Consider the following 24,880-nt stretch of genomic DNA (forward strand, 5'->3'; position numbering starts at 1 on the left):
AAAAAAGGGGCCTTAGCTCAGCTGGGAGAGCGCCTGCTTTGCACGCAGGAGGTCATCGGTTCGATCCCGATAGGCTCCACCATTTAAAATTAAGGCGGTGTAGCTCAGCTGGCTAGAGCGTACGGTTCATACCCGTGAGGTCGGGGGTTCGATCCCCTCCACCGCCATAATTTATTATGATTCGGACCTTTAGCTCAGCTGGTTAGAGCAGACGGCTCATAACCGTCCGGTCGTAGGTTCGAGTCCTACAAGGTCCACCATTATCAAAAATATATGGAGGAGTACCCAAGTCTGGCTGAAGGGGTCGGTCTTGAAAACCGAGAGGCGTCGAGAGGCGCGCGGGGGTTCGAATCCCTCCTCCTCCGCCATTGAGATTTCCAACATCGAAGGGTGGAGCACGATCAAATACGCACCCTCGAAAAAGCAAGAGCGTACCGCTCGAGTAGCTGCTTGAATAAGCATTCTGAGAGCGGGATGGATAAGTAACAAAGAGCATAGGACATATTAAATTATTTTTATCGTCGCGGGGTGGAGCAGCCTGGTAGCTCGTCGGGCTCATAACCCGAAGGTCGCAGGTTCAAATCCTGCCCCCGCAACCAATTAAATGGTCCCGTAGTGTAGTGGTTAACATGCCTGCCTGTCACGCAGGAGATCGCGGGTTCGAGTCCCGTCGGGACCGCCATTGGAGCATGGCTCGGTAGCTCAGTCGGTAGAGCAAAGGACTGAAAATCCTTGTGTCGGCGGTTCGATTCCGTCCCGAGCCACCATTTTTTATATTGAGATAAAAGGCTGTTTATGATGTCGATGCCTTGCGAGTTAAGCGTTTAATGCGATAGAATTTATATTTTCCGGCTTAGTTCAATTGGTAGAAGCACAATCGAAAAATCTACTTCGATTACGCTACAGCGTACCGCTCGAACAGCCACTTGAATGAGCATTCTGAGAGCGGGACGACGTTAATGCTGAGAGAGTTAAGTGAAGGCAGTAAAAAATGTAACGCCGACTTAGCTCAATTGGTAGAGCAACTGAATCGTAATCAGTAGGTTGCGGGTTCAAGTCCTGCAGTCGGCATCATTTTATAATTATACGGAGGGGTAGCGAAGTGGCCAAACGCGGCGGACTGTAAATCCGCTCCCTGTGGGTTCGGCGGTTCGAATCCGTCCCCCTCCACCACCTTACATAGGGGCATAGTTTAATGGTAGAACAGAGGTCTCCAAAACCTCCGGTGTGGGTTCGATTCCTACTGCCCCTGCCATATGGCGGCTATGGCGAAGTGGTTAACGCACCAGATTGTGGCTCTGGCATTCGTGGGTTCGATTCCCACTAGTCGCCCCATTAATTAGTTGCTTATTCATAATGAATGTTGGGGTATAGCCAAGCGGTAAGGCAACGGACTTTGACTCCGTGATGCGTTGGTTCGAATCCAGCTACCCCAGCCATATGCGGAAGTAGTTCAGTGGTAGAACACCACCTTGCCAAGGTGGGGGTCGCGGGTTCGAGTCCCGTCTTCCGCTTTGAATGATAGGTTATGGCGGCATAGCCAAGTGGTAAGGCAGAGGTCTGCAAAACCTTTACCCCCGGTTCGAATCCGGGTGCCGCCTCCATTACAACATTTGGGATTAATAGGTATATACTTGACTAAATATATTAAATTTAGTATAATATAAGATGTTGTTAGATTATTAATACAATGCCGATGTGGCGGAACTGGCAGACGCGCACGACTCAAAATCGTGTTCCCTCTGGGAGTGTGGGTTCGACTCCCACCATCGGCACCATCATTATTAACAGGGAAACCTGTTTTTTATTTTAATGTTTGTTCGACAAATTTTTGCTTTTTTCGCAACAAGAATTGTTTTAGTATAGAACTATTTGAAATACGCCTTATTCTCTGAATAAATCCAAAGCGGAAAAGGCACGACAAATATAGGAGAAAGAGATCGTAAAATATGCGGGTGTAGTTTAGTGGTAAAACCTCAGCCTTCCAAGCTGATGTCGTGGGTTCGATTCCCATCACCCGCTCCATTTTACAATACATAAGGGGACAACGCAGTGTTTCGTTTCTTAGGGAGAACGGGGCATTGCGTTTTTCTTTTTCCTTTTCATTAATTTTAAATGATTTGCGTAAAGGCTTCTCCACCATGAATCTGTATGAACATTTCTTTGATAGAAGCAATTAGTTTTTCGCATTCACCTTGTTCCATTGACGGCAATAAGTATACTATTTGTACCGCATTTTTTGTGTTATGTGTAACAGCTGTCCGTTCAGAATCAACGATTGGGCTTCCAAACGGTCCGAGCTCATCTTTCGCGACAATCTTCCGTTCAAATTGCACAATACGCCCATTGATTGCTGTGTATTCATCTTCTTTAGTGCCAATTTCAATGGAAACATTTCCTTTTATTTGATCTGCGTCATAAATGCCGATCGGTACTTTATAATAGAGGGAGAAAAAATTGTTGACATCAGCAGCTGAATTAATTGAAGGAATGTACTGCTGCTTCTGTATGCGTCGATATAGGCTTTCGGAAGAAGGACGATATCGGCTTGGATCGGTGCCAACAGTTTTGAATATGGTGCGCCATTCGCTTAATGATTGCACTGTGGAAAGAGGTGTTTCTTGCAGGTCAAAATAGATTGATTCTTGAAAAAGCTGTAACTTCCCTTTTAGCATTTGTGGGGAATGATCAACTGTAATATTCTTGTAAGTAATAATACCTACTTTAAATTGAGGAATGATTTGTTTTAGCGTTTCAGATATAACGAATTGCATGTTTTCACCTCTAGTTTTTCTTTTATTGTAACATAGATGCAAAAGTTAGGCGAAAGGAGGGATATGGATGGATGTAAAGAAATTGAAAGAGGAAATTATTGAATACAGTAAAACAATTGGTATTGATAAAATCGGTTTTGCAAGTGCCGATCCATTTATTGAGTTGAAAGAGAGGCTTCAACAGCAACAACAGTTGGGGTATCAATCAGGATTTGAAGAACCGGATATTGAAAAGAGAACCAATCCATCTTTACTTTTACACGAAGCTAAATCCATTATTTCGATCGCACTAGCATATCCGTCAAAAATGAAAAATGCTCCACGAAGCACGAAAACAGAAAAAAGAGGAATTTTTTGTCGGGCTTCTTGGGGAAAAGACTACCATGAAATTTTGCGGGAGCGATTGAGGAAGCTAGAAGAGTTTATTTTAGAGCGAGTTCCTGATGCACAAGTTAAATCGATGGTAGATACGGGAGAACTGGCGGATCGGGCAGTTGCGGAAAGAGCGGGAATTGGCTGGAGCGGCAAAAACTGTTCGATTATTACTCCGGAATTCGGCTCGTATGTGTATTTAGGAGAAGTGATTACGACAATCCCATTTCCACCAGATCAGCCGATAGAAGAGCGATGCGGAACTTGCACAAAATGTATTGATGCCTGCCCGACAGGAGCGCTTGTGCAAGGAGGACAGCTGAATGCTCAGCGCTGCATCGCCTTTCTCACACAAACAAAGGGGTTTTTGGCCGATGAGTTTCGCGATAAAATTGGAAATCGTCTGTATGGGTGCGATACCTGCCAAACAGTCTGTCCTGAAAATAAGGGGAAGGATTTTCACTTACATCCCGAGATGGAGCCTAATCCAGAGATCGCCAAACCGTTGTTAAAACCTTTACTGCATATTACAAACCGGGAATTTAAAGAGAAATTTGGGCATATTTCTGGTTCTTGGCGCGGAAAAAAACCGATTCAGCGAAATGCCATTTTGGCGCTAGCGCATTTTAAAGACGAAACAGCTATTCCTGATTTATTGAAATTATTAAAAGAAGACAGCCGTCCTGTCATTCGTGGAACCGCTGCATGGGCTTTAGGAAAAATAGGAGACGAAAGCATAGTTGCTGAACTGGAAAAGGCAAAGCACGAAGAACATAACGAAGAAGTATTGCGTGAAATCGAGAAAGGGCTCCATTTATTGCGAGAGGGAAGGAAAGCAGGAAAATATCGCTCGTCCATCACATAATGTAATAAAAACGAAAAAAGTGGTGGGCGATATGAAAAATCAATTAGAGAAATTGTTTGAAAAGCGTGCGCAATCTTTTGTTTCGTTGATAAGAAATGTGAAAGATGAAGAAGTAGAGGAAGTGATTGAAAAAAAACTTCAGTTGTTCCGAAAACGGGACGCAGAAATTGTAAAATGCATAATAAAAGGACAAGTGCTCCGCAAACAGCAAGTTGGAGAACGAACAGCTATCGATTATGTAGTGCATTATCAATTTTTGGTAGAACAGCATGAATGGATGTATGTTGAGGAGCAGGTAGAAAAAAGACGGGCGCATTTTAACGGCAAAGAATTAATCGAAGATAAAAAAATAGAGATGACAGGGGTATTAGAGCCAAATGCGCGAATTGAATATGAGGCGCCGCAAAGAGAAAAGGTTGCTTATGTATACGACCGTATTAAAGCTGTACAGTATGCGGAAACATGGTGGAATAGCTACAATCCTAAATTCCCTAAATTTTCAGTTGACTGTACGAATTTTATTTCTCAATGTTTATACGCAGGTGGAGTACCGATGGTGGGCTATCCGAATCGGTCAAAAGGCTGGTGGATGAAAAATGGCAGTTGGAGTTACAGTTGGACGGTAGCGAATGCATTTCGCTGGTACTTAAGCGGCAACCATATTGGGTTGCAGGCAATCGAAGTATCGTCCCCAGAAAAATTAGTGCCAGGCGATGTAATTTGTTATGATTTTCAAGGAGATGGTCGTTTTGACCATTCAACAATTGTGGTTGCTAAGGATCAAAAGGGGATGCCGCTTGTGAATGCGCACACGACAAACAGCCGTATGAGATACTGGTCATACGAAGATTCAACAGCCTATACACCAAACATTCAATACAAATTTTTTCATATTGTTGACAAGGAATAGTATAATAAAACGGAGAAAGATGATGTTTTGAGGTGAATGAATGTGGCTTTACATGTAGTATTGTATCAACCAGAAATTCCGGCGAATACAGGGAATATTGCCCGCACTTGTGCAGCAACTGATACGTCGCTGCATTTAATTCGTCCGCTCGGTTTCTCAACCGATGATAAAATGCTAAAACGGGCCGGCTTGGATTATTGGGAATACGTGAATATTTTTTATTACGACTCACTGCAAGAGCTATTTGATCGGTATCCAAACGGTGAATTTTATTTAATTACGAAATTTGGTCAGAAATATTATGATTCCTTTGATTTCAGCAATAGCGAGAAAGACTATTTCTTTGTGTTTGGACGCGAAACGAGCGGTCTTCCAAAAGAGCTGATTGAAAGCAATATGGACCGCTGTTTACGCATTCCGATGAATGATAATGTCCGCTCTTTGAACTTGTCAAACACAGCGGCTATTTTAGTGTATGAAGCGCTAAGACAACAAGGATTTAGAGGATTGCGTTAATAAAAAACGACCTTCGTTTAGGAGGTCGTTTTTTATTACTTAATTTTTTACACCTGGTTTGTCATTGTAGCCGGCTGTAAAAATTGCTGTTAAAAAAGCAACGATTACTCCGAGTACAAGCAATGTTCTCATCACGCTTTTCCTCCTTAACAAATAGTTCGCTTCATCTTTTTATTATAGCCTATGTGACAAGCAATGTTTAGGGGGGACAAAGCAAATTTTTGTTTTGTGGCGAATGATTACGGACATCCTCGCATACATTGTAATAATCTCGTTGTTTTGACATCAAGGATAAGGAGGTTCTTTATGGATATTTTAAAGAAAATCGAGAGATATAGGGAGGAAGAACAACGTCTAAAATGGGAAGGAACCTTCGCTGAATATTTGCAAATTTTAAAAGAAAAGCCGTGGGTTGCCCAGTCCGCTCATTCGCGTGTCTATAATATGATTAAGGATGCAGGAGTCGAAGTGGTAGACGGGAAAAAGCGATATAACTTTTTTAGTGGTCAATTGTTTGGACTAGAGGAAGCGTTAGAGCGATTGGTGGAGGAGTATTTTCACCCAGCAGCCAAACGGCTTGACGTGCGCAAGCGAATTTTGCTGCTGATGGGGCCAGTCAGCGGAGGAAAATCGACGCTTGTAACGATGCTAAAGCGAGGATTAGAAGCTTATTCGCTGACGGATCGAGGAGCGGTATACGCCATCAAAGGATGCCCGATGCACGAAGATCCGCTTCATTTGATTCCGCACCATTTGCGTGAAGACTTTTATCGAGAATATGGCATTCGCATTGAAGGCGAGCTGTCACCGTTGAACATGATGCGTTTGGAAAAAGAGTACGGCGGTCGGATTGAAGATGTGATGGTAGAGCGCATTTTCTTCTCCGAAAACAGGCGCGTGGGGATCGGCACGTTCAGCCCATCCGATCCGAAGTCGCAAGATATCGCGGATTTAACAGGAAGCATTGATTTCTCCACTATCGCCCAATACGGTTCGGAATCGGATCCGCGTGCCTATCGCTTCGACGGTGAATTGAACAAGGCGAACCGTGGGATGATGGAATTCCAAGAAATGCTTAAATGCGATGAAAAATTTTTATGGCATTTGCTTTCGCTGACGCAAGAAGGGAACTTCAAAGCGGGCCGATTCGCCTTGATCAGTGCCGATGAGTTGATTGTCGCCCATACGAATGAAACGGAGTATCGTTCGTTTATTTCAAATAAAAAGAACGAGGCGCTCCATTCACGGATTATTGTGATGCCGATCCCATATAACCTGAAAGTATCCGAGGAAGAACGAATTTATGAGAAGATGATTCGTGAAAGTGATGTTGCAGATGTGCATATTGCGCCACATACATTACGTGTAGCGGCCATGTTTACAATCTTAACAAGATTGAAAGAACCGAAGCGACCAGATATTGATTTAGTGAAAAAAATGCGTCTGTATGACGGAGAAGCAGTTGAGGGATTTAACGAAGTTGATGTTGAGGAGTTGAAAAAGGAATATCCAGATGAAGGAATGAGCGGCATTGATCCGCGTTATGTCATTAACCGCATTTCTTCATGCATCATTCGCAAAGAAGTGCCATCCATTAACGCGCTGGATGTGCTTCGTTCACTAAAAGAGGGGCTTGATCAGCATCCATCGATTTCGAAAGAGGATCGGGAGCGGTATTTGAATTTCATTTCTCTTGCGCGAAAAGAATACGACGAAATTGCGAAAAAAGAAGTGCAAAAAGCATTCGTTTATTCGTATGAAGAATCGGCGAAAACGTTGATGGATAACTACTTAGACAATGTAGAGGCGTATTGCAATAAAACAAAATTACGCGACCCATTAACAGGCGAAGAAATGAATCCAGATGAGAAACTGATGCGTTCGATTGAAGAACAAATCGGCATTTCCGAAAATGCGAAAAAGGCATTCCGTGAAGAAATTTTGATTCGTATTTCGGCATATGCACGCAAAGGCCAGCGTTTTGATTATAATTCGCATGAACGGCTGCGCGAGGCGATCCAAAAGAAACTCTTCGCCGACTTAAAGGACATTGTCAAAATTACGACATCGACGAAAACGCCGGATGAGCAACAGCTCAAACGAATCAATGAAGTCGTGGCTCGTCTCATTGATGAATACGGATATAATTCCACATCGGCTAACGAGCTGCTCCGTTATGTGGGAAGTTTATTAAACCGATAGCATGCCTTCTCATTAGGCATGCTTTTTTAATCTCGTTAATATTTAGGCTTGTCCGATGTAGAAATGAGGATGTAATTTTCTTAATTATTTGTCAATTATTTAAGTTTTTTGCATAGGATAGAGTAAACAACCGTTATTATTGTATGTTGTAGACACCAGAATCAGTATATGATGGAATAAAAAAAATGTGAATAGGAGGGGAAACGATGAGTGGAAATTTTATTGTGTCAAAAGAAGACTGGTCCCTCCATCGGAAAGGACATGATGATCAAAAGAGACATCAGGAAAAAGTAAAAGAAGCCATCAAAAATAATTTAGCTGATTTAATTACAGAGGAAAGCATCATTATGTCGAATGGTCGCGATGTCATTAAAATTCCGATTCGCTCTTTAGATGAATATAAAATCCGTTATAATTACGATAAAAATAAACATGTCGGCCAGGGGGATGGGGACAGTCAAGTTGGTGATGTAGTAGCGCGCGATGGCTCTGGTGAAGGACAGAAGGGACCTGGAAAAGGGCAAGGAGCTGGCGATCAAGCAGGAAGCGATTATTATGAGGCCGAAGTGTCGTTAATGGAATTGCAGGAAGCGTTATTTAGTGAATTAGAACTGCCGGATTTAAAACGGAAAGAAGCAGATCAAAATGTGGTCCAACATATCGAGTTTAACGATATCCGTCGTACAGGACTGATGGGGAATATCGACAAAAAGCGAACGATGATGGCTGCCTTTAAAAGAAATGCGATGAGTGGGAATCCGAGTTTTTACCCGATTTACCCGGAAGATTTGAGGTTTAAAACATGGAATGAAGTAGTGAAGCCGGACTCGAAAGCCGTAGTTCTTGCGATGATGGATACGAGCGGTTCGATGGGGCTGTGGGAAAAGTATATGGCAAGAAGTTTCTTCTTTTGGATGACCCGCTTTTTACGGACGAAATACGAAACAGTCGAAATTGCGTTTATCGCGCATCATACGGAAGCAAAAGTTGTGACGGAAGAGGAGTTTTTCACGAAAGGCGAGAGCGGTGGTACGATTTGTTCTTCAGCCTATCGAAAAGCGCTTGAATTAGTGGAAACAAAATATGCACCTTCCCGCTACAACATTTATCCTTTTCATTTTTCGGATGGCGATAATCTTACTTCAGATAACGCTAGATGCGTAAAGCTTGTAAATGAATTAATAAAAGTATCCAATATGTTTGGATACGGAGAGGTCAATCAGTACAACCGGCATTCCACACTAATGTCCGCTTATAAAAACATTAAAGATGAGAAGTTCCGCTATTATATCCTCAAACAAAAGTCCGACGTTTTTCACGCGATGAAAACCTTTTTCCGTAAAGAGGAAAGCAAGACGCTTGTATGACCCCTTGCATCATGCGAGGGGTTTTATGATTCGCTGGAAGTAACAAACATAACATATTTTTATGTCCTCGCTTAAGTCCAATAAGCGAGGCTTTTTTATTAAGAAAAAATTAAGGAATCCGCCTCATAATAGGGTTATCAAGTTTGGACATGTCAAAGAAGGAGGAATTAGTATTGAAAAAATGGGTTGTTATGTTCATTGGTGCAATTATTGTAGTTGGTGGAGGTGCGTGGTTTTGGACGAAAGGGAAAGAAGGGACTGCGACGGTCCAAGCTGCAACAGCGTCTGTACAAAGAGGAAAATTGGAAGTGAAGGTGAGTGGAACTGGAACGGTGCAGTCTGTTACGAGCGAGGATATCAAAGCGGAAGTCAACAAAGAAGTAGACGAAGTGCTCGTTCCTGAAGGGGAAAAGGTTGAGAAAGGACAAGAGTTGATTACATTTACTGATGGCAGTGATCCGATTACCGCTCCGATAGCCGGTACAGTCACATCAATTGAAGCAATAGCTGGCCAGCGGGTAACTGTTGGACAAGTGGTTGCGCATATCACGAATTATGATGATTTACAAGTGACCGCGCAAATCGATGAATTGGATATTCCAAAAATAAAAGTTGGACAAACAGCGAGTTTAAAAGTGAATGCTTTTCCTGACGTAACATATACGGGGAAAGTGACAGCAATCGCAAATGAAGGTACCGTCTCCAACGGAGTTTCTACATTTGACGTCACGATACACATTGACAAACCAACAAATCTTAAAGTCGGCATGACAGCAGAGGCAAGTATTTTAGTAGCAAGCAAAGCTAATGTGCTATACGTGCCAATTGAGGCAGTTCATACGCTAAACGGGCAAAAGTTCGTAATTGTCGCAGATCAATCTTCTGATAAGAACAATGGGATAGCAAAGCGACAAGTGGTCAAAACAGGAATTAACAATGAAGATTACGTTGAAATTACCGAGGGACTAGAAGAGGGAACATTGATACAACTGCCAAAAATTACGACGACTAATTTGAGTAATGACAAAATGCGCTTCGGCGGAATGATGAACGGAGTGCCGCGCATGAACGCTACAGGCGGCATGGGACGCCGATTTAGCGGGGGAGGCGAGTAAGACATGACCACGCCGATCATTGAGATAGAAAATATGACTAAAACATATCAGCTGGGCGGAGATGTGGTGCATGTCCTAAGTAATGTTTCTTTGCGGATTGAAAAAGGGGATTTTCTTGCGATTGTCGGACCTTCCGGATCGGGGAAGTCGACTTTTATGAATATGTTGGGGTGTCTTGACCGCCCTGATTCCGGCAGCTATTTTCTTGATGGGAGAGAGATTGCACGATTGAATGATAATGAGCTAGCGGTGATTCGCAATGAAAAAATCGGTTTCATCTTTCAAAATTTTTACCTATTACCGCGCTTAACTGCGCTAGAAAATGTTGAACTTCCTTTGTTGTATCGAGGCGTTAAAACAAAAGAAAGGCAAAAAAAGGCCTATGAGTGTCTTGAACAGGTCGGATTGCTGGAGCGTGCCCATCATTTGCCGAGTCAACTTTCCGGCGGTCAGCAGCAGCGGGTGGCGATTGCTCGAGCCCTTGTCGGAAATCCTCCTATTTTGTTGGCGGATGAGCCGACAGGAGCGCTCGATAGTAAAACGAGCCAAGAGATTATTAACATTATGAAGGGATTGAACGAACAAGGCCATACAATTATTATCATTACCCATGATTGGGAGGTTGCCAAGCAAGCGAAGCGCATCGTACGGATTCAAGATGGACATTTATTTGAAAGCAGGGGTGATCTCGTTGGAATTTCTTCAGTCGATTAAAATGGCGATGCGCAGTATTCAAGGAAATAAATTGCGTTCCTTTTTAACGATGCTAGGCATTATTATCGGGGTGTCTTCCGTTATTGTGCTCATTTCCATCGGACAAGGTTCGAGCAAAGCGGTAACAGAGCAAATTAATCAATTAGGAACGAATTTATTAACGGTCAATGTGATGAACTCGGATATCGTAAAGCTGACAGTGGAAGATGCTGAAAAGTTTCGGAAGATCGCTGGCGTCAAGGATCTTGCTCCGGTGGTGTCAGGACGAGTGAATGTAAGAAATGGAAATACATCTACACAAGTATCTTTAATTGGCACGACCGCTTCTTATGAGACGGTACGCGATGTTCAAGTTAATCAAGGCCGCTTTTTGTCGGATATTGATGTGGACTATCGGCAAAAAATCGCTGTTTTAGGGGCGAACACAGCGCAAACTTTGTTTGGCATCGATAATCCAGTTGGACAATATATCCAAGTCGATGGGACATCTTTTAAAGTTGTAGGCGTTCTTGCCTCTAAAGGAGGTTCGATGGGACAAAGCGGCGATGACGTGATTTTGCTGCCGCTTTCAACGGCACAGCGATTAATAAAAAATACAAATGTGCAAACCTTATATATTCAAGGAAAAAACGCCGAGCAATTAGATTGGGTGATGGCAGAAGTAGAGAGAACATTGATGCGGATGTTTCCAGACCACCAAGATAGCTATAGTGTATTTAACCAGCAAGATTTAATGGATACGATGAGCTCGGTTACGAGTACGATGACCATGATGCTTGGGGGAATTGCCGGCATTTCGCTTTTAGTTGGCGGAATCGGTATTATGAATATTATGCTCGTATCGGTTTCGGAACGTACAAGGGAAATTGGCATTCGCAAAGCGATTGGTGCGAAACGAAAGGATATTTTGTTGCAATTTTTAATCGAAGCTTCTGTATTGAGTGCTTTTGGAGGTGTGATTGGCATTGCCCTTGGGCTAGCTGTTGGCCAAGTGCTGTCTAAAGCTATAGGATTATCCGTTTCCTATTCGGTCTCTGTTTCGCTTGTTGCGTTCTTATTCTCGTTAGCTGTAGGAATTGTTTTTGGGGTGTTTCCGGCGAGTAAAGCGGCAAAACTTGATCCGATCCGAGCACTTCGGTACGATTGATTTTGTCATGAAGCGATCGCTTGTTGCGACCGCTTCGTTTTGTTGTAGACCAAGAAGGGAGGCTGAGCGATGCGCCTATTAGTTGTAGAAGATAATACAGATTTATTACAATCCATTATCCAGATTTTGTGCGACGAATTTACTGTAGACAGCGCGACTAATGGAGAAGAGGGATTATTTCTAGCGCAACAAAACATTTATGATGCCATGATCCTAGATGTCATGCTGCCTGAAATAGATGGTTTTACAATTGTGCGAAAGATGCGCGAACAAGAGATTAAAACGCCCGTTTTATTTTTAACCGCAAGAGATTCGCTTGAGGATCGGGTAAAAGGGCTCGATTTTGGCGGTGATGATTATTTAGTGAAGCCATTTCAAGCCCCGGAGTTAAAGGCTCGCATTCGCGCATTATTAAGAAGAAGCGGCAGCTTAACCACTCACCAAACAATTCGCTATCGCGGCATTGAGTTGCTTGGAAAGGAAAGAGATATTCGGGTGAACAACCAACCAATTAAATTAACAGCGAAGCAGTATGAACTGCTTGAATATTTGATTCATAATAAAGGGATTATTTTAACAAAGGAACAAATTTATGACCGCATATGGGGATTTAATTCTGACACGACTGTTGCCATTGTCGAAGTGTTTATTCATCATCTAAGGAAAAAATTAGAGCCGTTTGGCTATCATACAGATATTAAAACCGTTCGAGGCGTTGGGTATATGCTTTCAGAACAGTAGGAGAGAACAGTATGTTTCGACGTACTCATATTCGACTGACCGTTTTAAATTCATTTGTTTTTTTTATTCTTATTAGCGTATTAGGGATGACTCTATATTCGTACATGCATGCCCGTTTATATAAAGATGTTGATGAAGCGCTTCTTCATGCTGTTGAGAAACTCAAATACGGAGATCGCTGGGGAAGGGCTACTCCTTTTTTGCGAGATCCGCGCATTTTTATGATGATTTGGAATGAGAAAGGAGAGATGATTGATCCTAATCCCGATGTCACGATTTTTGAAGAAAACGAGGCGGCTATTTATCCTGAAAAACTAAACGAACTATATGATATTCAAATAAATGATTTATATTTTAGAACAATAGCTATATCTGTAGACACTGAACTTGGGAAAATGACTGTACAGTTGTTACGAAATGTAAACTCAGAAAAAGAAATACTAAACAGACTCTTGCTTATTATGATTGCAGGCTGCGGCGTTGCCATTATTTGTGCGGTTGCAGCAGGCTATTTTCTTGCGGGAAGAGCGCTTGTTCCGATTAAGTCGGCGTGGCAGAAACAACAGCAGTTTGTTTCCGATGCGTCGCATGAACTGCGAACACCGTTAGCGGTGATACAAGCGAAAACAGATTTATTGTTTCGTTCTCCGTCAGCGACAATTGAGGAAAAGATTACGGATATTTCAGTGATTGCGAAGGAGTGTCGCCGCCTTTCCAAATTGGTCGCTAACTTATTGACGCTAGCACGGTCTGATTCGGATCAGATCGAGATGAAAAAAGAGAGATTTGCGTTAGATGAATTAGTGAGAGAAGTGATCAATCACTATAGTGAGATTGCTTCCTACCAACAAAAAGAATTGACGTTAGATAGTGAACCTTCCATTATGTTTATGGGCGATAAAGAAAGAATTCATCAGTTGCTCGTAATTTTATTGGATAATGCTATGAAATATACAGAAGAGGGCGGGAAAATTCATCTCTCTTGCCATCAAAATGTTTCTTTCATTACTTTGAAAGTACAGGACAACGGAATTGGTATATCAGGAGAGGATATGCCGAAAATCTTTGATCGGTTTTATCAAAGCGACAAAGCGCGTGCGACATCGGAGGGAGCAGGGCTCGGCCTTTCGATTGCTAAATGGATTATTGATAAGCATTATGGAAAAGTGAAAGTCCGTAGTAATCTGGGGGAAGGAACGTGTTTTGAAATTGTATTTCCTAAAAATCAAAAGGTATAAAAGCTTTGATAAGGCGCTCTGACAAAAAATGCAGGGCGCTTTCTTTTTCAAATCGCAGGAGTTTTAAGGAAAAGTTAAGGAATGCTATTCATAATGAGGCTATTGATTAATAGGGAAGAAAAGGAGAATGAGAAGAATGAAACTTATGAGAAAAATACATTTTTGGATTGGCATTATTGCGACAATATTTTTGTTTATTCAGTCAATCACGGGAATCGTTCTTTATTTTAATGAGCGGGAACGCGGTGAAAGAATAGAGAATATAGAAGGAAATGGAAATTTTAGTAATCAAACATTTCCATTTAATCGGCAAAACGGGAATTCTACGTCTCCTTCAAATGAAGAACAGTTTCCTCAAGGCTTTCCAAGCAGACGCGAAGGGGGAATGAGCACCTTACAGCGGACGATTCACGAGCTTCATGCAGGACCGATCGGGTTGATTAGTTCTATAGGAATTTTAGTTCTTACAGGAACAGGACTGGCTATGTCATGTCAAATGCTTATAGTAAAGAGGAGAGCGAGAAAACGAATAGCAGCAAACAGTTAGAGGCAATGCACAAATGTTGATTATCTATTATTTTACTAAAAATATGGAATGATATAGATAAACATAAGCTTTTATGCCTCTTCCGTCGAGCAAGAACGCCAGCGGACAAATGTATTTGCCCGTAAAGCGTTCGTTGTTCGAGGAGGGCATGCTATATACATGCTCAGTCGGCAAGCTAAGCTTTGCTGACTACGGCAGAAAAGCTAAGAATCAAGTAATGTCAATTGGTTTTTATTGGATAATCAAAGTACCTGAAGACAATGCTAAAAGAAAGGTCAACCATTACAACAATGATTGACCTTTCTATTTTTAATGATAGTGATATGGCTATTCGCCTATCTCTAAATAGTGTGAGAGATTCACTTTGGTATAATCGTCCGCGCCATCGCAAGCAATTCAGCGAATCGCGACGCATCTTCTTTCGGCATATGAATGGTGAGTCTCATGTTTGGGTAACTTGAGTGTTGTTTAATGATAAATGCTTGTACCCAATGATTGTTGCCGGCAGCTTGGTATGTTTTGGCGCCAAGCAAGAGGGGATCCGATTCATTCCAGTTGCTTGCCGTCACATTTTGGTTGATTTCTTTTAGTTTTTGTACGGTTTCCGATTCGATCTGATTCCAATCTGCTTGCGGGTCAAGAAGTTCCACATCCATATAATAGCTTTCATCATTGGCAACGTAAATGCGGTCAAGATGCGGCTCGACGGCATCTGCCTGATAGTTCGGCAGCACATATAAGCGAAATGGCTGGTTCGTGCTTGTATATAAGGAACCAGTTTCCTGCTTTTTTTGCCCGTTTATTATATACGTAATAGTTTTTTTCGTAGGTAATGCAGAAGAACTGACCGGCTTATCAGGATTATCTGAGTTTTTTTTCGGTTTCGCTACATTGATTTTTTCAACGGTTTCTAACATGGCGAAAATCGGTTCAAGATGCTCTTCAGCTCGTGGTGTTTGAATAGAAACAATCATTGGAGTATTCGCTTTTATCCACATGACGTTCACAGCAGTGTCATTCGTGTATGCTTTGTACCAAACGGCCCCATGAAGAAACCCTTGCATGTTTTCTGTACTTTGGAGGACCGCGTCCGATGATACCGCTTTTGCTTGGTCTTCAACAATCTTGCTGCAATCCATCTCGCCACTTTCCGGTTGAATAAGGCGAATTCGGACGAAAGAATCATTTTTTAAAAGAACATCGGAATTCGGCTCTTCTGCTTCAAACTCCCATCCTTTGAAAACATAGAGAGAGAAGGACTGGTTTTCGCTCGTTTTTAAATAAGCCATTTCTTCATAGGTTTTTCCGTCTTTTTTATAAGTCAATTTTTTTTCCGGCAAACGAGCGGTTTCGCTTTTTTGTTGCTGCTTGTTGCTTTTGTTATTTTGCTCGTGAAATTTGTTGTGTGTTGCTCGTGTTTCTGTTGCTTCGTTTGTCCCGCATCCTGAAATCAGCACAGTTCCCAATAAAAATACGGCCATTGTTTTGTATAGCTGCTTCATAAAAAAGCCCCCTTGATTGGTAAAAGGATATTATTATGTTAGTCGAGAAATCAAAAATGAATGTTACATCCGCGATCAATTTATTATTTCATTTTGTATCGGTTGACAGGGCGGCCGATCCCGCCGTATTGGATATCCATCTGTATTTTTTGTTGTTTTTCTAAATATTCCAAATAGCGCCGTGCGGTAACACGGGCGATGCCAATGCCTTCTGCCACTTCTTCTGCGGAAACCGGATTGATTTGTTTCTCCAGATAGTTTATGACTTTTTGCAATGTAATATCATTTAATCCTTTGGGCAGCGCGCTATCCGTTTCTATGTCCACTGGCTGTAAAAGCGAGTCTAGTTCTTTTTGAGTGAGTTTTTCTCTAAGAGTCAATCTCTGCCGGAACGCGTGGTAATGTTCAAGAGCTTGTTTGAGCCTAGCAAATTTGAATGGTTTCATAATATAATCAAATGCGCCATTTTGCAATACACGTCTTACTGTTTCGATGTCACTCGCTGCGGTGATAGCAATTACATCGATCGCATGTCCCTCTGTACGAATTTGCTGCAATGTTTCGAGACCGTCTTGATCAGGCATATAAATATCAATAATGACTAAATCCGGGTTAAGATCACGAACCATTTCAATTCCTTGAATTCCGTTTGTTGCTGCGCCGATTACGCGAAAATGCGGCACTTGCTCAATAAATTGCCGATTAACCTCCTGTACCATTGGATCATCTTCGATTAGCAGCACCTTATACATTCTAGTTCTCCTTCTTTTACATGTCGAATGTAATCGTAAAAATCGTTCCTTTTCCTTTTTCGGATTCTACATAGATCTGTCCTTTTCCTTTCTCGACAATCTGTTTAACTAAGTATAAACCGATGCCGCGTCCTTTTTCTTCTTTTGTTGAAAAGCCTTCATCGAAAATATAAGCTTTATGGTGTTCGGCAATGCCGCAGCCGTTATCTTCGACAGATAGAGAGAGGATATCGTCGTTTTGTTCAATGCTGATATATACTTCTTTCTTTTCAGAGGCGACCATTTGAAAGGAATCGAATGCATTTTCAATTAAATTTCCGAGAATGACGACAAAATCATGATGGTCCAAGGGATTTGGAAATTTTTTTAGCTGGCTATGTCGATCAATCATTACTTGAATCCCTAATTCTTTCCCGCGGCTAATTTTGCTAAGCAGCAATCCGGAAATGCTTTCGTCTTTAATATTTTTACTTAAAAATCGGATTAATTCTTCTTGCTCTTCTGTCACCTTAAATACATACTCGAGCGCTTTTTCCTTATGGCCTAGTTGAATGAGTCCGGCAATCGTATGTAATTTATTCATATACTCGTGCGTTTGCACGCGCAAGGCGCTAACAAACGCTTTTACACCTGTAAGCTCTTCAGCTAGCTTCTTCACCTCTGTACGGTCCTGGAAAATAGCCACCGCTCCGACAGTTTGACCGTTTACCTTAATAGGAATGCGATTGCTGAGAATGGTTAAGTTTCGAATTTGTAGTTCTTTATTATAAATTGGTTGATTGAGTTGTAAAACTTCCGGTAAGTGGGTGTCTGGAAGCACGGAACGAATAGGTTTACCGATCACATCTCCGTGAATATCTAGCATTTTTTTCGCTTTATCATTAAAAATCGTGATACGCTCATCGGTATCGATCGCGATGACTCCTTCATGCATCGCATTAAACGTTTCCGTTCGTTCGACAAGTAATCTAGCAATTTCATAAGGTTCGAGCTGAAACATTTGCTGTTTAATATGCGAAGCAAGCATCCATGCTCCTATTCCACCGAACAACAATGAGAGGCTGGCGGTGACAAAAATCTCTGTTTTTAACGATAACATTACTTCTATAAAGTTAGGAAGTCGATATCCGGCAATAACTACGCCAATTTGTTGATGGTTGTTATTCATAATCGGCACAAAGGCGCGAATAACGGTCCCGATCTCTCCACGCGCTTTTGACGTGTAAGTATGCTCGGCGAAGGCAGCTCCTTCGTCTTTACCGCGAGAACGCTTTCCGATCATCTCCTTAATTGGGTGGGAGAGCCGAGTTCGATGCATGTCGAGTACGACAATGTAAGCGGCTCCGTGAATAACGCGCAAACGTTCGACAACGGCATTGATAGCTGCCCGTTCATTCGTTGTTCCATTGATTTTTTCTTTAATTTCTGTAAGCTCAGAGACGGTGCGGGCTGTTAACAACGAGCGTTGCTGCAATTCTTCTTCTTTTGTATGAACAAAATTTCCTATAATGATAACGCCGCCGAGCAACAGCGCAAAACTAACAATAAAGAAAATAAGGGCAGTAATTTTCCAGCGAATCGATAGTTGTTTCATTTGCCAAATACCTCTTTATAGTGAAGCGTCTAATATACATTTTATCATTTGTCTCTTTATATGTTAGAATTTTCTTGAATTATAATTGATACACTGGTGTTGAGAATATGAAAAAACGATCGGTTATTTCCATGATGCTTTTATTTGCCGCTTTTATTGGAGTCATTGTGCTGTTTATGCAGAAACAAGGGGCAGAACATCTTGTTTATGATGATGAACAACAAGGATTAAACAAACAAATTGTCATTTATTTTAGCCATGTTGTGGCTGAAAATACGCCAAAAGGATTGGCGGCTCAGAAGTTTGCTGAGCTTGTCGAAGAAAAAACGAATGGACGCGTGAAAGTCGAAGTATTTCCAAACGGTTCTTTATACTCAGACGAACAGGAAATCGATGCTTTATTGCGCGGAGACGTCCAAATGATTGCACCTTCCGTCTCAAAAGTAACGCAACTTATTCCAGAATGGCAAGTTTTTGACTTACCGTTTATTTTTGAAACATATAGTGATGTAGAAAAAGTGTTTACAGGGAAAACAGGGAAACAATTGTTGTCGATGTTAGACAAAAAGGGGATTAAAGGGCTAGCATTATGGGGGAATGGATTTAAACAAATGATGAGCAATCGTCGCCTCCTTGTTGACGTAAGAGACTTCGCTGGACTTAAATTCCGCGTCATGCCGAGCGAAGTGATTGAAAGACAATTTCAACTGTTGGGGGCCAAGCCGATCGTTGTTCCTTTCAATCATGTGTATGAATCGCTAGAGAAGCATGAGTTTGATGGGCAGGAAAACACCGTTTCTAATATTTATTCAAAAGGCTTTTATCAGTTTCAGCCGTATTTAACTATAAGCAACCATGGTTACCTTGGCTATGTTGTCATGGTTAACCAAACGTTTTGGAATCATTTACCGAAAGAGATTCAGGAAAAAATTATGGAAGCGATGCAGGAAACGACCACTTGGAATTTAAAGCAGTCAAAAATGCAAAATGAGTCGGAATTAGCTCTTATGAAGCAAAACGATCGAATGCATGTTTACGTGTTAACGGAGAAAGAGAGAGAAAAATGGAAAAAGAAATTTACCCCTTTATACGAACAATTCAGACGTGAGTTCGGAGACAAGCTGTTGCAACAAATCGAGAATGAGAGAAAAGAAGCTGAGTGATCTAATAGCTCAGCTTTTATATTTTGCCGCTGAGACCAAAATGAACAAAATGACCAATATTAACATAATATTCAAATTTCCATCGCAGCTTATTAACATTAATATGAAAGCGTTATCAAGGGGAGGGAGAGGAAGAAATGCGAATCAATTTTAAAAATTTAACGGTTCAAGTGATCATGGGAATTATTCTAGGGATTATTGTGGGATTTTCTTTTCCTGAATTCGGCGCACAGTTAAAAGTACTTGCTGATGGTTTTATTAAATTGATTAAGATGGTCATTGCGCCGATTATCTTTTTTACCGTTGTGATTGGGATCGGCAATATGGGGGATTTGAAAAAGGTAGGAAGAATTGGCGGCAAGGCGCTTATTTATTTTGAAATTGTGACAACATTTGCTTTAGCCATCGGAATTATTGTCGTGAATGTAATCAAGCCAGGATCAGGGTTCAATACAGAGGCAGTAAAAGGCGGTGATATTTCGCAATATACGCAACAAGCGAAAGCAGTCGATCACGGTGTGATTGAGTTTCTCCTTGGCATAATCCCGGATAACGTAGTCGGTGCAATGGCTAAAGGGGAATTGTTACCGATTCTTTTATTTGCTGTTTTATTCGGACTAGCAACGGCTGCATTAGGGGAAAGGGCAAAACCAGTTGTTGATTTATTTGAAAGATTAGCTGATATTTTCTTCCGAATTGTCAATATGGTTATGAAAGTTTCTCCGATCGCTGCTTTTGGCGCTATGGCCTATACGATTGGAACTTTCGGCTTAAGTTCGTTAGTGGCGCTCGGAAAACTAATGGGATCAGTTTATGTAACAATGTTTTTGTTTATCGTTGTCGTTTTAGGAGCGATTGCTAAATTTTATGGCTTCAGCATTTTTAAATTTATTGCTTATATCAAGGATGAAATTTTACTTGTGCTCGGGACGTCTTCCTCAGAATCAGCGTTGCCAAAAATGATGGAGAAACTCGAGAAGTATGGATGCTCTAAATCTGTTGTCGGTCTTGTCATTCCAACAGGATATTCATTCAATTTAGATGGGACATCCATCTATCTTTCGATGGCAGCGATGTTTATCGCTCAAGCGTACGGTATTGATTTGACGATATGGCAAGAGCTTACATTACTCGGTGTGCTCATGCTTACATCGAAAGGAGCGGCGGGGGTCACGGGATCTGGTTTCATTACACTAGCGGCGACGCTTGCTGCATTCCCGACCATTCCGGTAGAAGGAATTGCCCTCTTGCTTGGCGTTGACCGCTTTATGTCGGAGGCGCGTGCGATTACCAATCTGATTGGAAACGGGGTTGCAACCGTAGTTGTGTCCAAAATGGAAAAAGAATTTCATCCAGTAACTGAATCGCGGTGGGATCAAACGAATATGACAGTTTCTAAATAAGGGCAGCTATTTTGGCTGTCCTTTTTACGAGAAACGCGAAATTCTAGAAGTTTTTCCTTATGACAAAGAGCAGTTTGACATTGTGAACGTAGTTTTATATAATAAATCTCGAATTAGAGATTTATTATATCTAAATTTATATCTTGATTTCAAGATTTTATAGAAGGATGTGAAATAATTGATTCGAATATATCCAGCAAATCAACGCTATCATGCCAACCACGGCTGGTTAAATTCGTATTTTAGTTTTTCGTTCGCCGAATATTTTGATCCAGATAACATGAACTTTGGTCCTTTGCGTGTATTAAATGATGATGTCGTTAAACCTTTGCATGGATTTGGCGCTCATCCTCATAAAGAAATGGAAATTGTTTCGATTGTGCTTAGCGGACAGCTAAAGCATCAGGATAGTTTGGGAAATGAGGCTGTCACGACATTTGGCGGCATTCAAAGAATGTCGGCAGGAACAGGCATTGTTCATTCTGAAGTCAATCCATCTGCAGCGGAAGATGTGAATTTCTTGCAATTATGGTTTTTGCCCGAGCGGCACGGCCTTGCCCCATCTTACGAAAGAACAGATTTTGATGTCAGTAAATTAAAAAATCAGTTGTTGCCAGTGGTAACGCAAAACCCGCAGTCATCCGATATTGCGCATATTCACCAAGATTTGACGATCTATTTATCGGATATGGAAGCTGGTAAACAACTTGTGTTTCAGCAAGAAGAGGGACGGCGGATTTTTCTCTTTGTCATTGAAGGAGAATTGCAACTAAATAATGAGGTCAAATTATATAAAAGGGACTCGGCAAGAATCACTGAAACTCCTCGGTTAACAATAGCGGCAAATACTAGCTCGCGTTTTATGCTCATTGACCTTCCATAAGGTTATTAGGATCAAATGGCAAATGTGAATTTAGCAATTATTTACTATAGTTCAACTGGAACGAATTACAAGCTCGCAAAATGGGCAGAAGAGGCAGCGAAAGAAGTTGGCGCGGATGTAAAAGTGCTAAAAGTGCCAGAGTTAGCGCCGCAGGAAGCGATTAAGTCCAACCCTGCATGGAAAGCCCATGTTGAAGCGACGAAAGATGTTCCAACGGTCACTTTGAATGATTTAGAGTGGGCAGATGCGATTATTTTCAGCATGCCGACGCGTTTTGGAAACATCCCTTCTCAGATGAAACAGTTTTTGGATACGACGGGCGGGCTTTGGTTTCAAGGAAAATTGGCGAACAAAGTGGTTAGCGCCATGACGAGCGCACAAAATGCACATGGCGGCCAAGAACAAACGGTTTTGCAGTTGTATACAACGATGTATCATTGGGGAGCGATTGTTGCAGCAACAGGTTATACCGATCCAGCGATTTTTGCTGGCGGAGGCAATCCGTATGGCACAAGCGTGACAGTGGACCAAAATGGTAACATGATGGAGAATGTGGAGGCGGCTGTTAAGCATCAAGCACGACGCACGGTGCAAGTTGCTGAATGGGTAAAAAAAGGGTTGCAAAGTTGAGAAGATGATGAGGGGATACCCCTCATTTTTTTATGAGAAATTTTTTATATATTTCTTAAAGCCTCTTCATGTATTTATGATTCAATAAAACAGGATGCTTTGGAAACGATGTTGACGGAACATTTTCGATTGTTGTACTGTAACAAAGTGCGGATATGTATAGAAATTTTTAAAATGGTAGAGGTGCGATGATGTTGTGGCATTATATATCAGCAATGATTATGGGAATTGTAGAAGGATTGACAGAATTTCTTCCGGTTTCTTCGACTGGGCATTTAATTTTGACTGGAGAGTTGATCAATTTTAAAGGAGAGCAGGCAAAAACGTTCGAAATCTTTATTCAGCTCGGTTCGATTTTGGCTGTCGTCGTTGTATATTGGAAACGGTTTTTCAACATCTTTGGACTGATGAAAGAAAATAAAGGAGAAGCGAGTCTCAACCTTCTCCATATTATTTTAGCAATGCTGCCTGCCGTTGTGCTTGGACTAGTTTTGCATGATGCGATCAAAACTTACTTATTCTCTCCTTATACAGTATTAATCGGTCTAGTTGCCGGCGGAATCCTTATGATTTATGCAGAAAAGAAACAGCCAAAAATAACAGCTGCTAGTCTTGACTCGCTTTCTTATAAGCAGGCATTCAGTATAGGAGTGTTTCAATGTTTAGCCTTGTGGCCTGGTTTTTCGCGCTCTGGTTCGACTATTTCAGGAGGTCTGCTTGTCGGAACCGACCGTAAAACAGCCGCTGAGTTTTCATTTATTGTTGCTGTTCCGATGATGCTTGCAGCGAGCGGATTAGATTTGTTAAAGAGCTATAAGTATTTATCGCCGCATGATCTGCCTGTTTTTGCTATTGGTTTTGTGACAGCGTTCATTGTGGCATTGTTGGCAATTAAGTTTTTCTTGCGTTTCGTGTCGAAGGTTCAACTTACTCCATTTGCCATTTATCGGTTTGTGATTGCTGCGTTGTACAGTTTTATCCTATTTTAATGAAAGGAGCACTTGTTTGCTCCTTTTTGTTTTGTGATTTTTCAAGACATATTTTTTGCCTTTTAGGAGGAAAACAGGCGATAATAAAAATGTACAAATTTGGAAGGAGGAGAGCGGATGAAGAGCTTGAATGAAAGCGCAACATTACATAACGGTGTGAAAATGCCCCGGCTTGGGTTAGGAGTTTGGCGAGTGAAAGACGGTGAAGAGGTCATCCAATCGGTAAAGACCGCACTTGAAGTAGGCTACCGGCATATTGATACCGCAGCCATTTATAAAAATGAAGAGGGAGTCGGCCAAGCGATTAAAGAATCGGGCGTGCCTCGGGAAGAATTGTTTATTACGACAAAAGTATGGAACGCGGACCAAGGGTACGACACGACATTAAAAGCGTTTGAAACAAGTCTGCAAAAACTTGGGCTCGATTACGTCGATTTATATTTAATTCATTGGCCAGTGAAAGGAAAGTATAAAGAAACATATAAAGCGCTTGAAAAAATTTATAAAGACGGACGGGCGCGTGCGATTGGCGTGAGCAATTTTCAAATTCACCATTTAGAGGATTTAATGACGGATTGCGAAATTAAGCCGATGGTCAACCAAGTAGAATACCATCCGCGCCTGACGCAAAAAGAGCTTCATGCATTTTGCAAGCAGCATGGCATTCAGTTAGAGGCGTGGTCGCCGCTAATGCAAGGTAAATTGCTTAATGAGCCAGTCCTAGTGGAAATCGGCAATAAATACGGAAAAACACCTGCGCAGGTGATTCTACGCTGGGATTTGCAAAATGAAGTAGTGACGATTCCAAAATCAATTACTCCAGCTCGGATTAAAGAAAACGCCAATATCTTTGATTTCACGTTGACGGCGGACGAGATGGCTGCGATCGATACATTGAACAAAAATGAGCGAATCGGTCCGGATCCGGATAATTTCAATTTCTAGCTTTAATGTAAAAGGGGGGCTTCGTTTCGAAGAAGCCTCTTTTTATCATTTTAGGCGAGAAGACTCCCACCTCAAGGAACGAACGTGAGTAGGTGGGAGAGGAATCGCCTTCGGACAAGGCTCTAAAATGATATAAAGATAGATTCAGTTATGGTATAATATGTATATCACCACATCAAGGCAGGGGAACGTCATGAGGATTCACAAATCCTACAAATTCCGCATCTACCCCAACCAAAAACAAGAAGAGCTCATCAAAAAGACGTTTGGTTGTTGCCGATTTGTGTATAACTATTTTCTAGAAAAATGGAATCGCACCTATAAAGAAACCGGCAAAGGATGGTCGTACCACACTTGTTCCTCCCAACTCACTCAACTAAAAAAACAATGCGTCTGGTTAAAAGAGGTGGACAGCACAGCCCTTCAATCTTCCCTGAAACACCTCGCAGATGCTTTTTCTCGCTTTTTTAAGAAGCAAAACGATCCACCGCGCTTCAAGTCTAAAAAGAAT

Annotated in this window: 22 protein-coding genes and 16 tRNA genes; 34 read left to right on the top strand and 4 right to left on the bottom strand. The window is 41.7% G+C overall.

Features of this window, described 5'->3' with window-relative positions; translation table 11 throughout:
• Positions 1-6 precede the first annotated feature (6 nt).
• The 16 genes from N667_RS0116085 to N667_RS0116160 all read left to right on the top strand — a co-directional run bounded on the left by N667_RS0116085 (position 7) and on the right by N667_RS0116160 (position 2,025).
• Positions 7-82 (top strand) — tRNA-Ala (locus N667_RS0116085).
• Positions 83-93: 11 nt separating this feature from the next.
• Positions 94-167, top strand: a tRNA-Met gene (locus N667_RS0116090).
• A 16-nt stretch (positions 168-183) separates the two neighbouring features.
• A tRNA-Ile gene (locus N667_RS0116095) sits at positions 184-260 on the top strand.
• A gap of 15 nt (positions 261-275) precedes the next feature.
• Positions 276-368, top strand: a tRNA-Ser gene (locus tag N667_RS0116100).
• A 154-nt stretch (positions 369-522) separates the two neighbouring features.
• Positions 523-599 (top strand) — tRNA-Met (locus N667_RS0116105).
• Positions 600-606: 7 nt separating this feature from the next.
• A tRNA-Asp gene (locus N667_RS0116110) sits at positions 607-682 on the top strand.
• A gap of 9 nt (positions 683-691) precedes the next feature.
• Positions 692-767 (top strand) — tRNA-Phe (locus N667_RS0116115).
• Between the two features lie 231 nt (positions 768-998).
• A tRNA-Thr gene (locus N667_RS0116120) sits at positions 999-1,071 on the top strand.
• A gap of 17 nt (positions 1,072-1,088) precedes the next feature.
• A tRNA-Tyr gene (locus N667_RS0116125) sits at positions 1,089-1,173 on the top strand.
• A gap of 8 nt (positions 1,174-1,181) precedes the next feature.
• Positions 1,182-1,255 (top strand) — tRNA-Trp (locus N667_RS0116130).
• A 4-nt stretch (positions 1,256-1,259) separates the two neighbouring features.
• Positions 1,260-1,335 (top strand) — tRNA-His (locus tag N667_RS0116135).
• Between the two features lie 29 nt (positions 1,336-1,364).
• A tRNA-Gln gene (locus tag N667_RS0116140) sits at positions 1,365-1,439 on the top strand.
• 3 nt (positions 1,440-1,442) lie between these two features.
• A tRNA-Gly gene (locus N667_RS0116145) sits at positions 1,443-1,514 on the top strand.
• A 16-nt stretch (positions 1,515-1,530) separates the two neighbouring features.
• Positions 1,531-1,604 (top strand) — tRNA-Cys (locus N667_RS0116150).
• An 88-nt stretch (positions 1,605-1,692) separates the two neighbouring features.
• Positions 1,693-1,778 (top strand) — tRNA-Leu (locus tag N667_RS0116155).
• 173 nt (positions 1,779-1,951) lie between these two features.
• Positions 1,952-2,025, top strand: a tRNA-Gly gene (locus N667_RS0116160).
• Positions 2,026-2,111: 86 nt separating this feature from the next.
• On the opposite strand, the gene N667_RS0116165 is transcribed toward N667_RS0116160, so the two are convergent.
• Positions 2,112-2,774, bottom strand: coding sequence for a B3/4 domain-containing protein (locus N667_RS0116165; protein ID WP_027410491.1), 663 nt, complete (start codon positions 2,772-2,774; stop codon positions 2,112-2,114).
• 67 nt (positions 2,775-2,841) lie between these two features.
• Between N667_RS0116165 and queG the strand changes: the two genes are divergently transcribed.
• The 11 genes from queG to N667_RS0116225 all read left to right on the top strand — a co-directional run bounded on the left by queG (position 2,842) and on the right by N667_RS0116225 (position 14,508).
• Complete coding sequence (gene queG / locus N667_RS0116170) at positions 2,842-4,011, top strand: tRNA epoxyqueuosine(34) reductase QueG (protein WP_027410492.1); 1,170 nt, start codon at positions 2,842-2,844, stop codon at positions 4,009-4,011.
• A 31-nt stretch (positions 4,012-4,042) separates the two neighbouring features.
• Positions 4,043-4,921 (top strand): amidase domain-containing protein, encoded by an 879-nt coding sequence (locus N667_RS0116175; RefSeq protein WP_027410493.1) that lies wholly within the window; start codon positions 4,043-4,045, stop codon positions 4,919-4,921.
• 42 nt (positions 4,922-4,963) lie between these two features.
• Entirely contained in the window at positions 4,964-5,437 is a 474-nt protein-coding gene (gene trmL / locus N667_RS0116180) for a tRNA (uridine(34)/cytosine(34)/5-carboxymethylaminomethyluridine(34)-2'-O)-methyltransferase TrmL (protein WP_027410494.1), read from the top strand.
• A 306-nt stretch (positions 5,438-5,743) separates the two neighbouring features.
• A complete protein-coding gene (locus N667_RS0116190; protein WP_027410495.1) occupies positions 5,744-7,639 on the top strand; it encodes a PrkA family serine protein kinase in 1,896 nt (631 codons plus the stop codon).
• A 206-nt stretch (positions 7,640-7,845) separates the two neighbouring features.
• A complete protein-coding gene (gene yhbH / locus N667_RS0116195) occupies positions 7,846-9,006 on the top strand; it encodes a sporulation protein YhbH (protein WP_027410496.1) in 1,161 nt (386 codons plus the stop codon).
• Positions 9,007-9,179: 173 nt separating this feature from the next.
• On the top strand, positions 9,180-10,121 hold the full coding sequence (locus tag N667_RS0116200) for an efflux RND transporter periplasmic adaptor subunit (protein WP_027410497.1): 942 nt from the start codon (positions 9,180-9,182) through the stop codon (positions 10,119-10,121).
• Between the two features lie 3 nt (positions 10,122-10,124).
• Complete coding sequence (locus N667_RS0116205) at positions 10,125-10,835, top strand: ABC transporter ATP-binding protein (protein ID WP_027410498.1); 711 nt, start codon at positions 10,125-10,127, stop codon at positions 10,833-10,835.
• Complete coding sequence (locus N667_RS0116210; RefSeq protein ID WP_027410499.1) at positions 10,813-11,982, top strand: ABC transporter permease; 1,170 nt, start codon at positions 10,813-10,815, stop codon at positions 11,980-11,982. The genes N667_RS0116205 and N667_RS0116210 overlap by 23 nt, the downstream gene beginning before the upstream one ends.
• Positions 11,983-12,051: 69 nt before the next feature.
• Complete coding sequence (locus N667_RS0116215) at positions 12,052-12,723, top strand: response regulator transcription factor (RefSeq protein WP_027410500.1); 672 nt, start codon at positions 12,052-12,054, stop codon at positions 12,721-12,723.
• Between the two features lie 11 nt (positions 12,724-12,734).
• Positions 12,735-13,961: a sensor histidine kinase gene (locus tag N667_RS0116220; RefSeq protein WP_027410501.1), complete on the top strand. Its 1,227-nt coding sequence runs from the start codon at positions 12,735-12,737 to the stop codon at positions 13,959-13,961.
• Between the two features lie 136 nt (positions 13,962-14,097).
• Positions 14,098-14,508: a PepSY-associated TM helix domain-containing protein gene (locus N667_RS0116225; protein ID WP_027410502.1), complete on the top strand. Its 411-nt coding sequence runs from the start codon at positions 14,098-14,100 to the stop codon at positions 14,506-14,508.
• Positions 14,509-14,867: 359 nt separating this feature from the next.
• On the opposite strand, the gene N667_RS19185 is transcribed toward N667_RS0116225, so the two are convergent.
• The 3 genes from N667_RS19185 to N667_RS0116245 form a co-directional block, all read right to left on the bottom strand.
• Positions 14,868-16,010, bottom strand: coding sequence for a hypothetical protein (locus tag N667_RS19185; protein ID WP_051530078.1), 1,143 nt, complete (start codon positions 16,008-16,010; stop codon positions 14,868-14,870).
• An 83-nt stretch (positions 16,011-16,093) separates the two neighbouring features.
• Positions 16,094-16,762: a response regulator gene (locus N667_RS0116240; RefSeq protein WP_027410503.1), complete on the bottom strand. Its 669-nt coding sequence runs from the start codon at positions 16,760-16,762 to the stop codon at positions 16,094-16,096.
• Positions 16,763-16,778: 16 nt separating this feature from the next.
• Entirely contained in the window at positions 16,779-18,356 is a 1,578-nt protein-coding gene (locus N667_RS0116245) for a sensor histidine kinase (RefSeq protein WP_027410504.1), read from the bottom strand.
• A gap of 176 nt (positions 18,357-18,532) precedes the next feature.
• Between N667_RS0116245 and N667_RS0116250 the strand changes: the two genes are divergently transcribed.
• From N667_RS0116250 to N667_RS0116285, 7 genes are all read left to right on the top strand, one after another.
• Positions 18,533-19,519, top strand: a complete 987-nt coding sequence (locus tag N667_RS0116250) for a DctP family TRAP transporter solute-binding subunit (RefSeq protein WP_409978197.1) — start codon at positions 18,533-18,535, stop codon at positions 19,517-19,519.
• A gap of 137 nt (positions 19,520-19,656) precedes the next feature.
• Positions 19,657-20,922 carry a dicarboxylate/amino acid:cation symporter gene (locus N667_RS0116260; RefSeq protein ID WP_027410506.1) on the top strand — a complete coding sequence of 422 codons (1,266 nt, stop codon included), beginning with the start codon at positions 19,657-19,659 and terminating at the stop codon, positions 20,920-20,922.
• Positions 20,923-21,100: 178 nt separating this feature from the next.
• Positions 21,101-21,805, top strand: coding sequence for a pirin family protein (locus N667_RS0116265; protein WP_027410507.1), 705 nt, complete (start codon positions 21,101-21,103; stop codon positions 21,803-21,805).
• A gap of 15 nt (positions 21,806-21,820) precedes the next feature.
• Positions 21,821-22,435, top strand: coding sequence for an NAD(P)H:quinone oxidoreductase (wrbA, locus tag N667_RS0116270; protein ID WP_027410508.1), 615 nt, complete (start codon positions 21,821-21,823; stop codon positions 22,433-22,435).
• A 194-nt stretch (positions 22,436-22,629) separates the two neighbouring features.
• Entirely contained in the window at positions 22,630-23,424 is a 795-nt protein-coding gene (gene bacA, locus N667_RS0116275; RefSeq protein WP_156936153.1) for an undecaprenyl-diphosphate phosphatase, read from the top strand.
• Positions 23,425-23,541: 117 nt separating this feature from the next.
• Entirely contained in the window at positions 23,542-24,369 is an 828-nt protein-coding gene (locus N667_RS0116280) for an aldo/keto reductase (protein WP_027410510.1), read from the top strand.
• Positions 24,370-24,562: 193 nt separating this feature from the next.
• Positions 24,563-24,880, top strand: a 318-nt coding sequence (locus N667_RS0116285) for a helix-turn-helix domain-containing protein (protein ID WP_027410511.1), incomplete at its 3' end; no start/stop codon positions are given.

The organism is Anoxybacillus tepidamans PS2, assembly GCF_000620165.1.
Classification (GTDB): domain Bacteria; phylum Bacillota; class Bacilli; order Bacillales; family Anoxybacillaceae; genus Anoxybacteroides; species Anoxybacteroides tepidamans_A.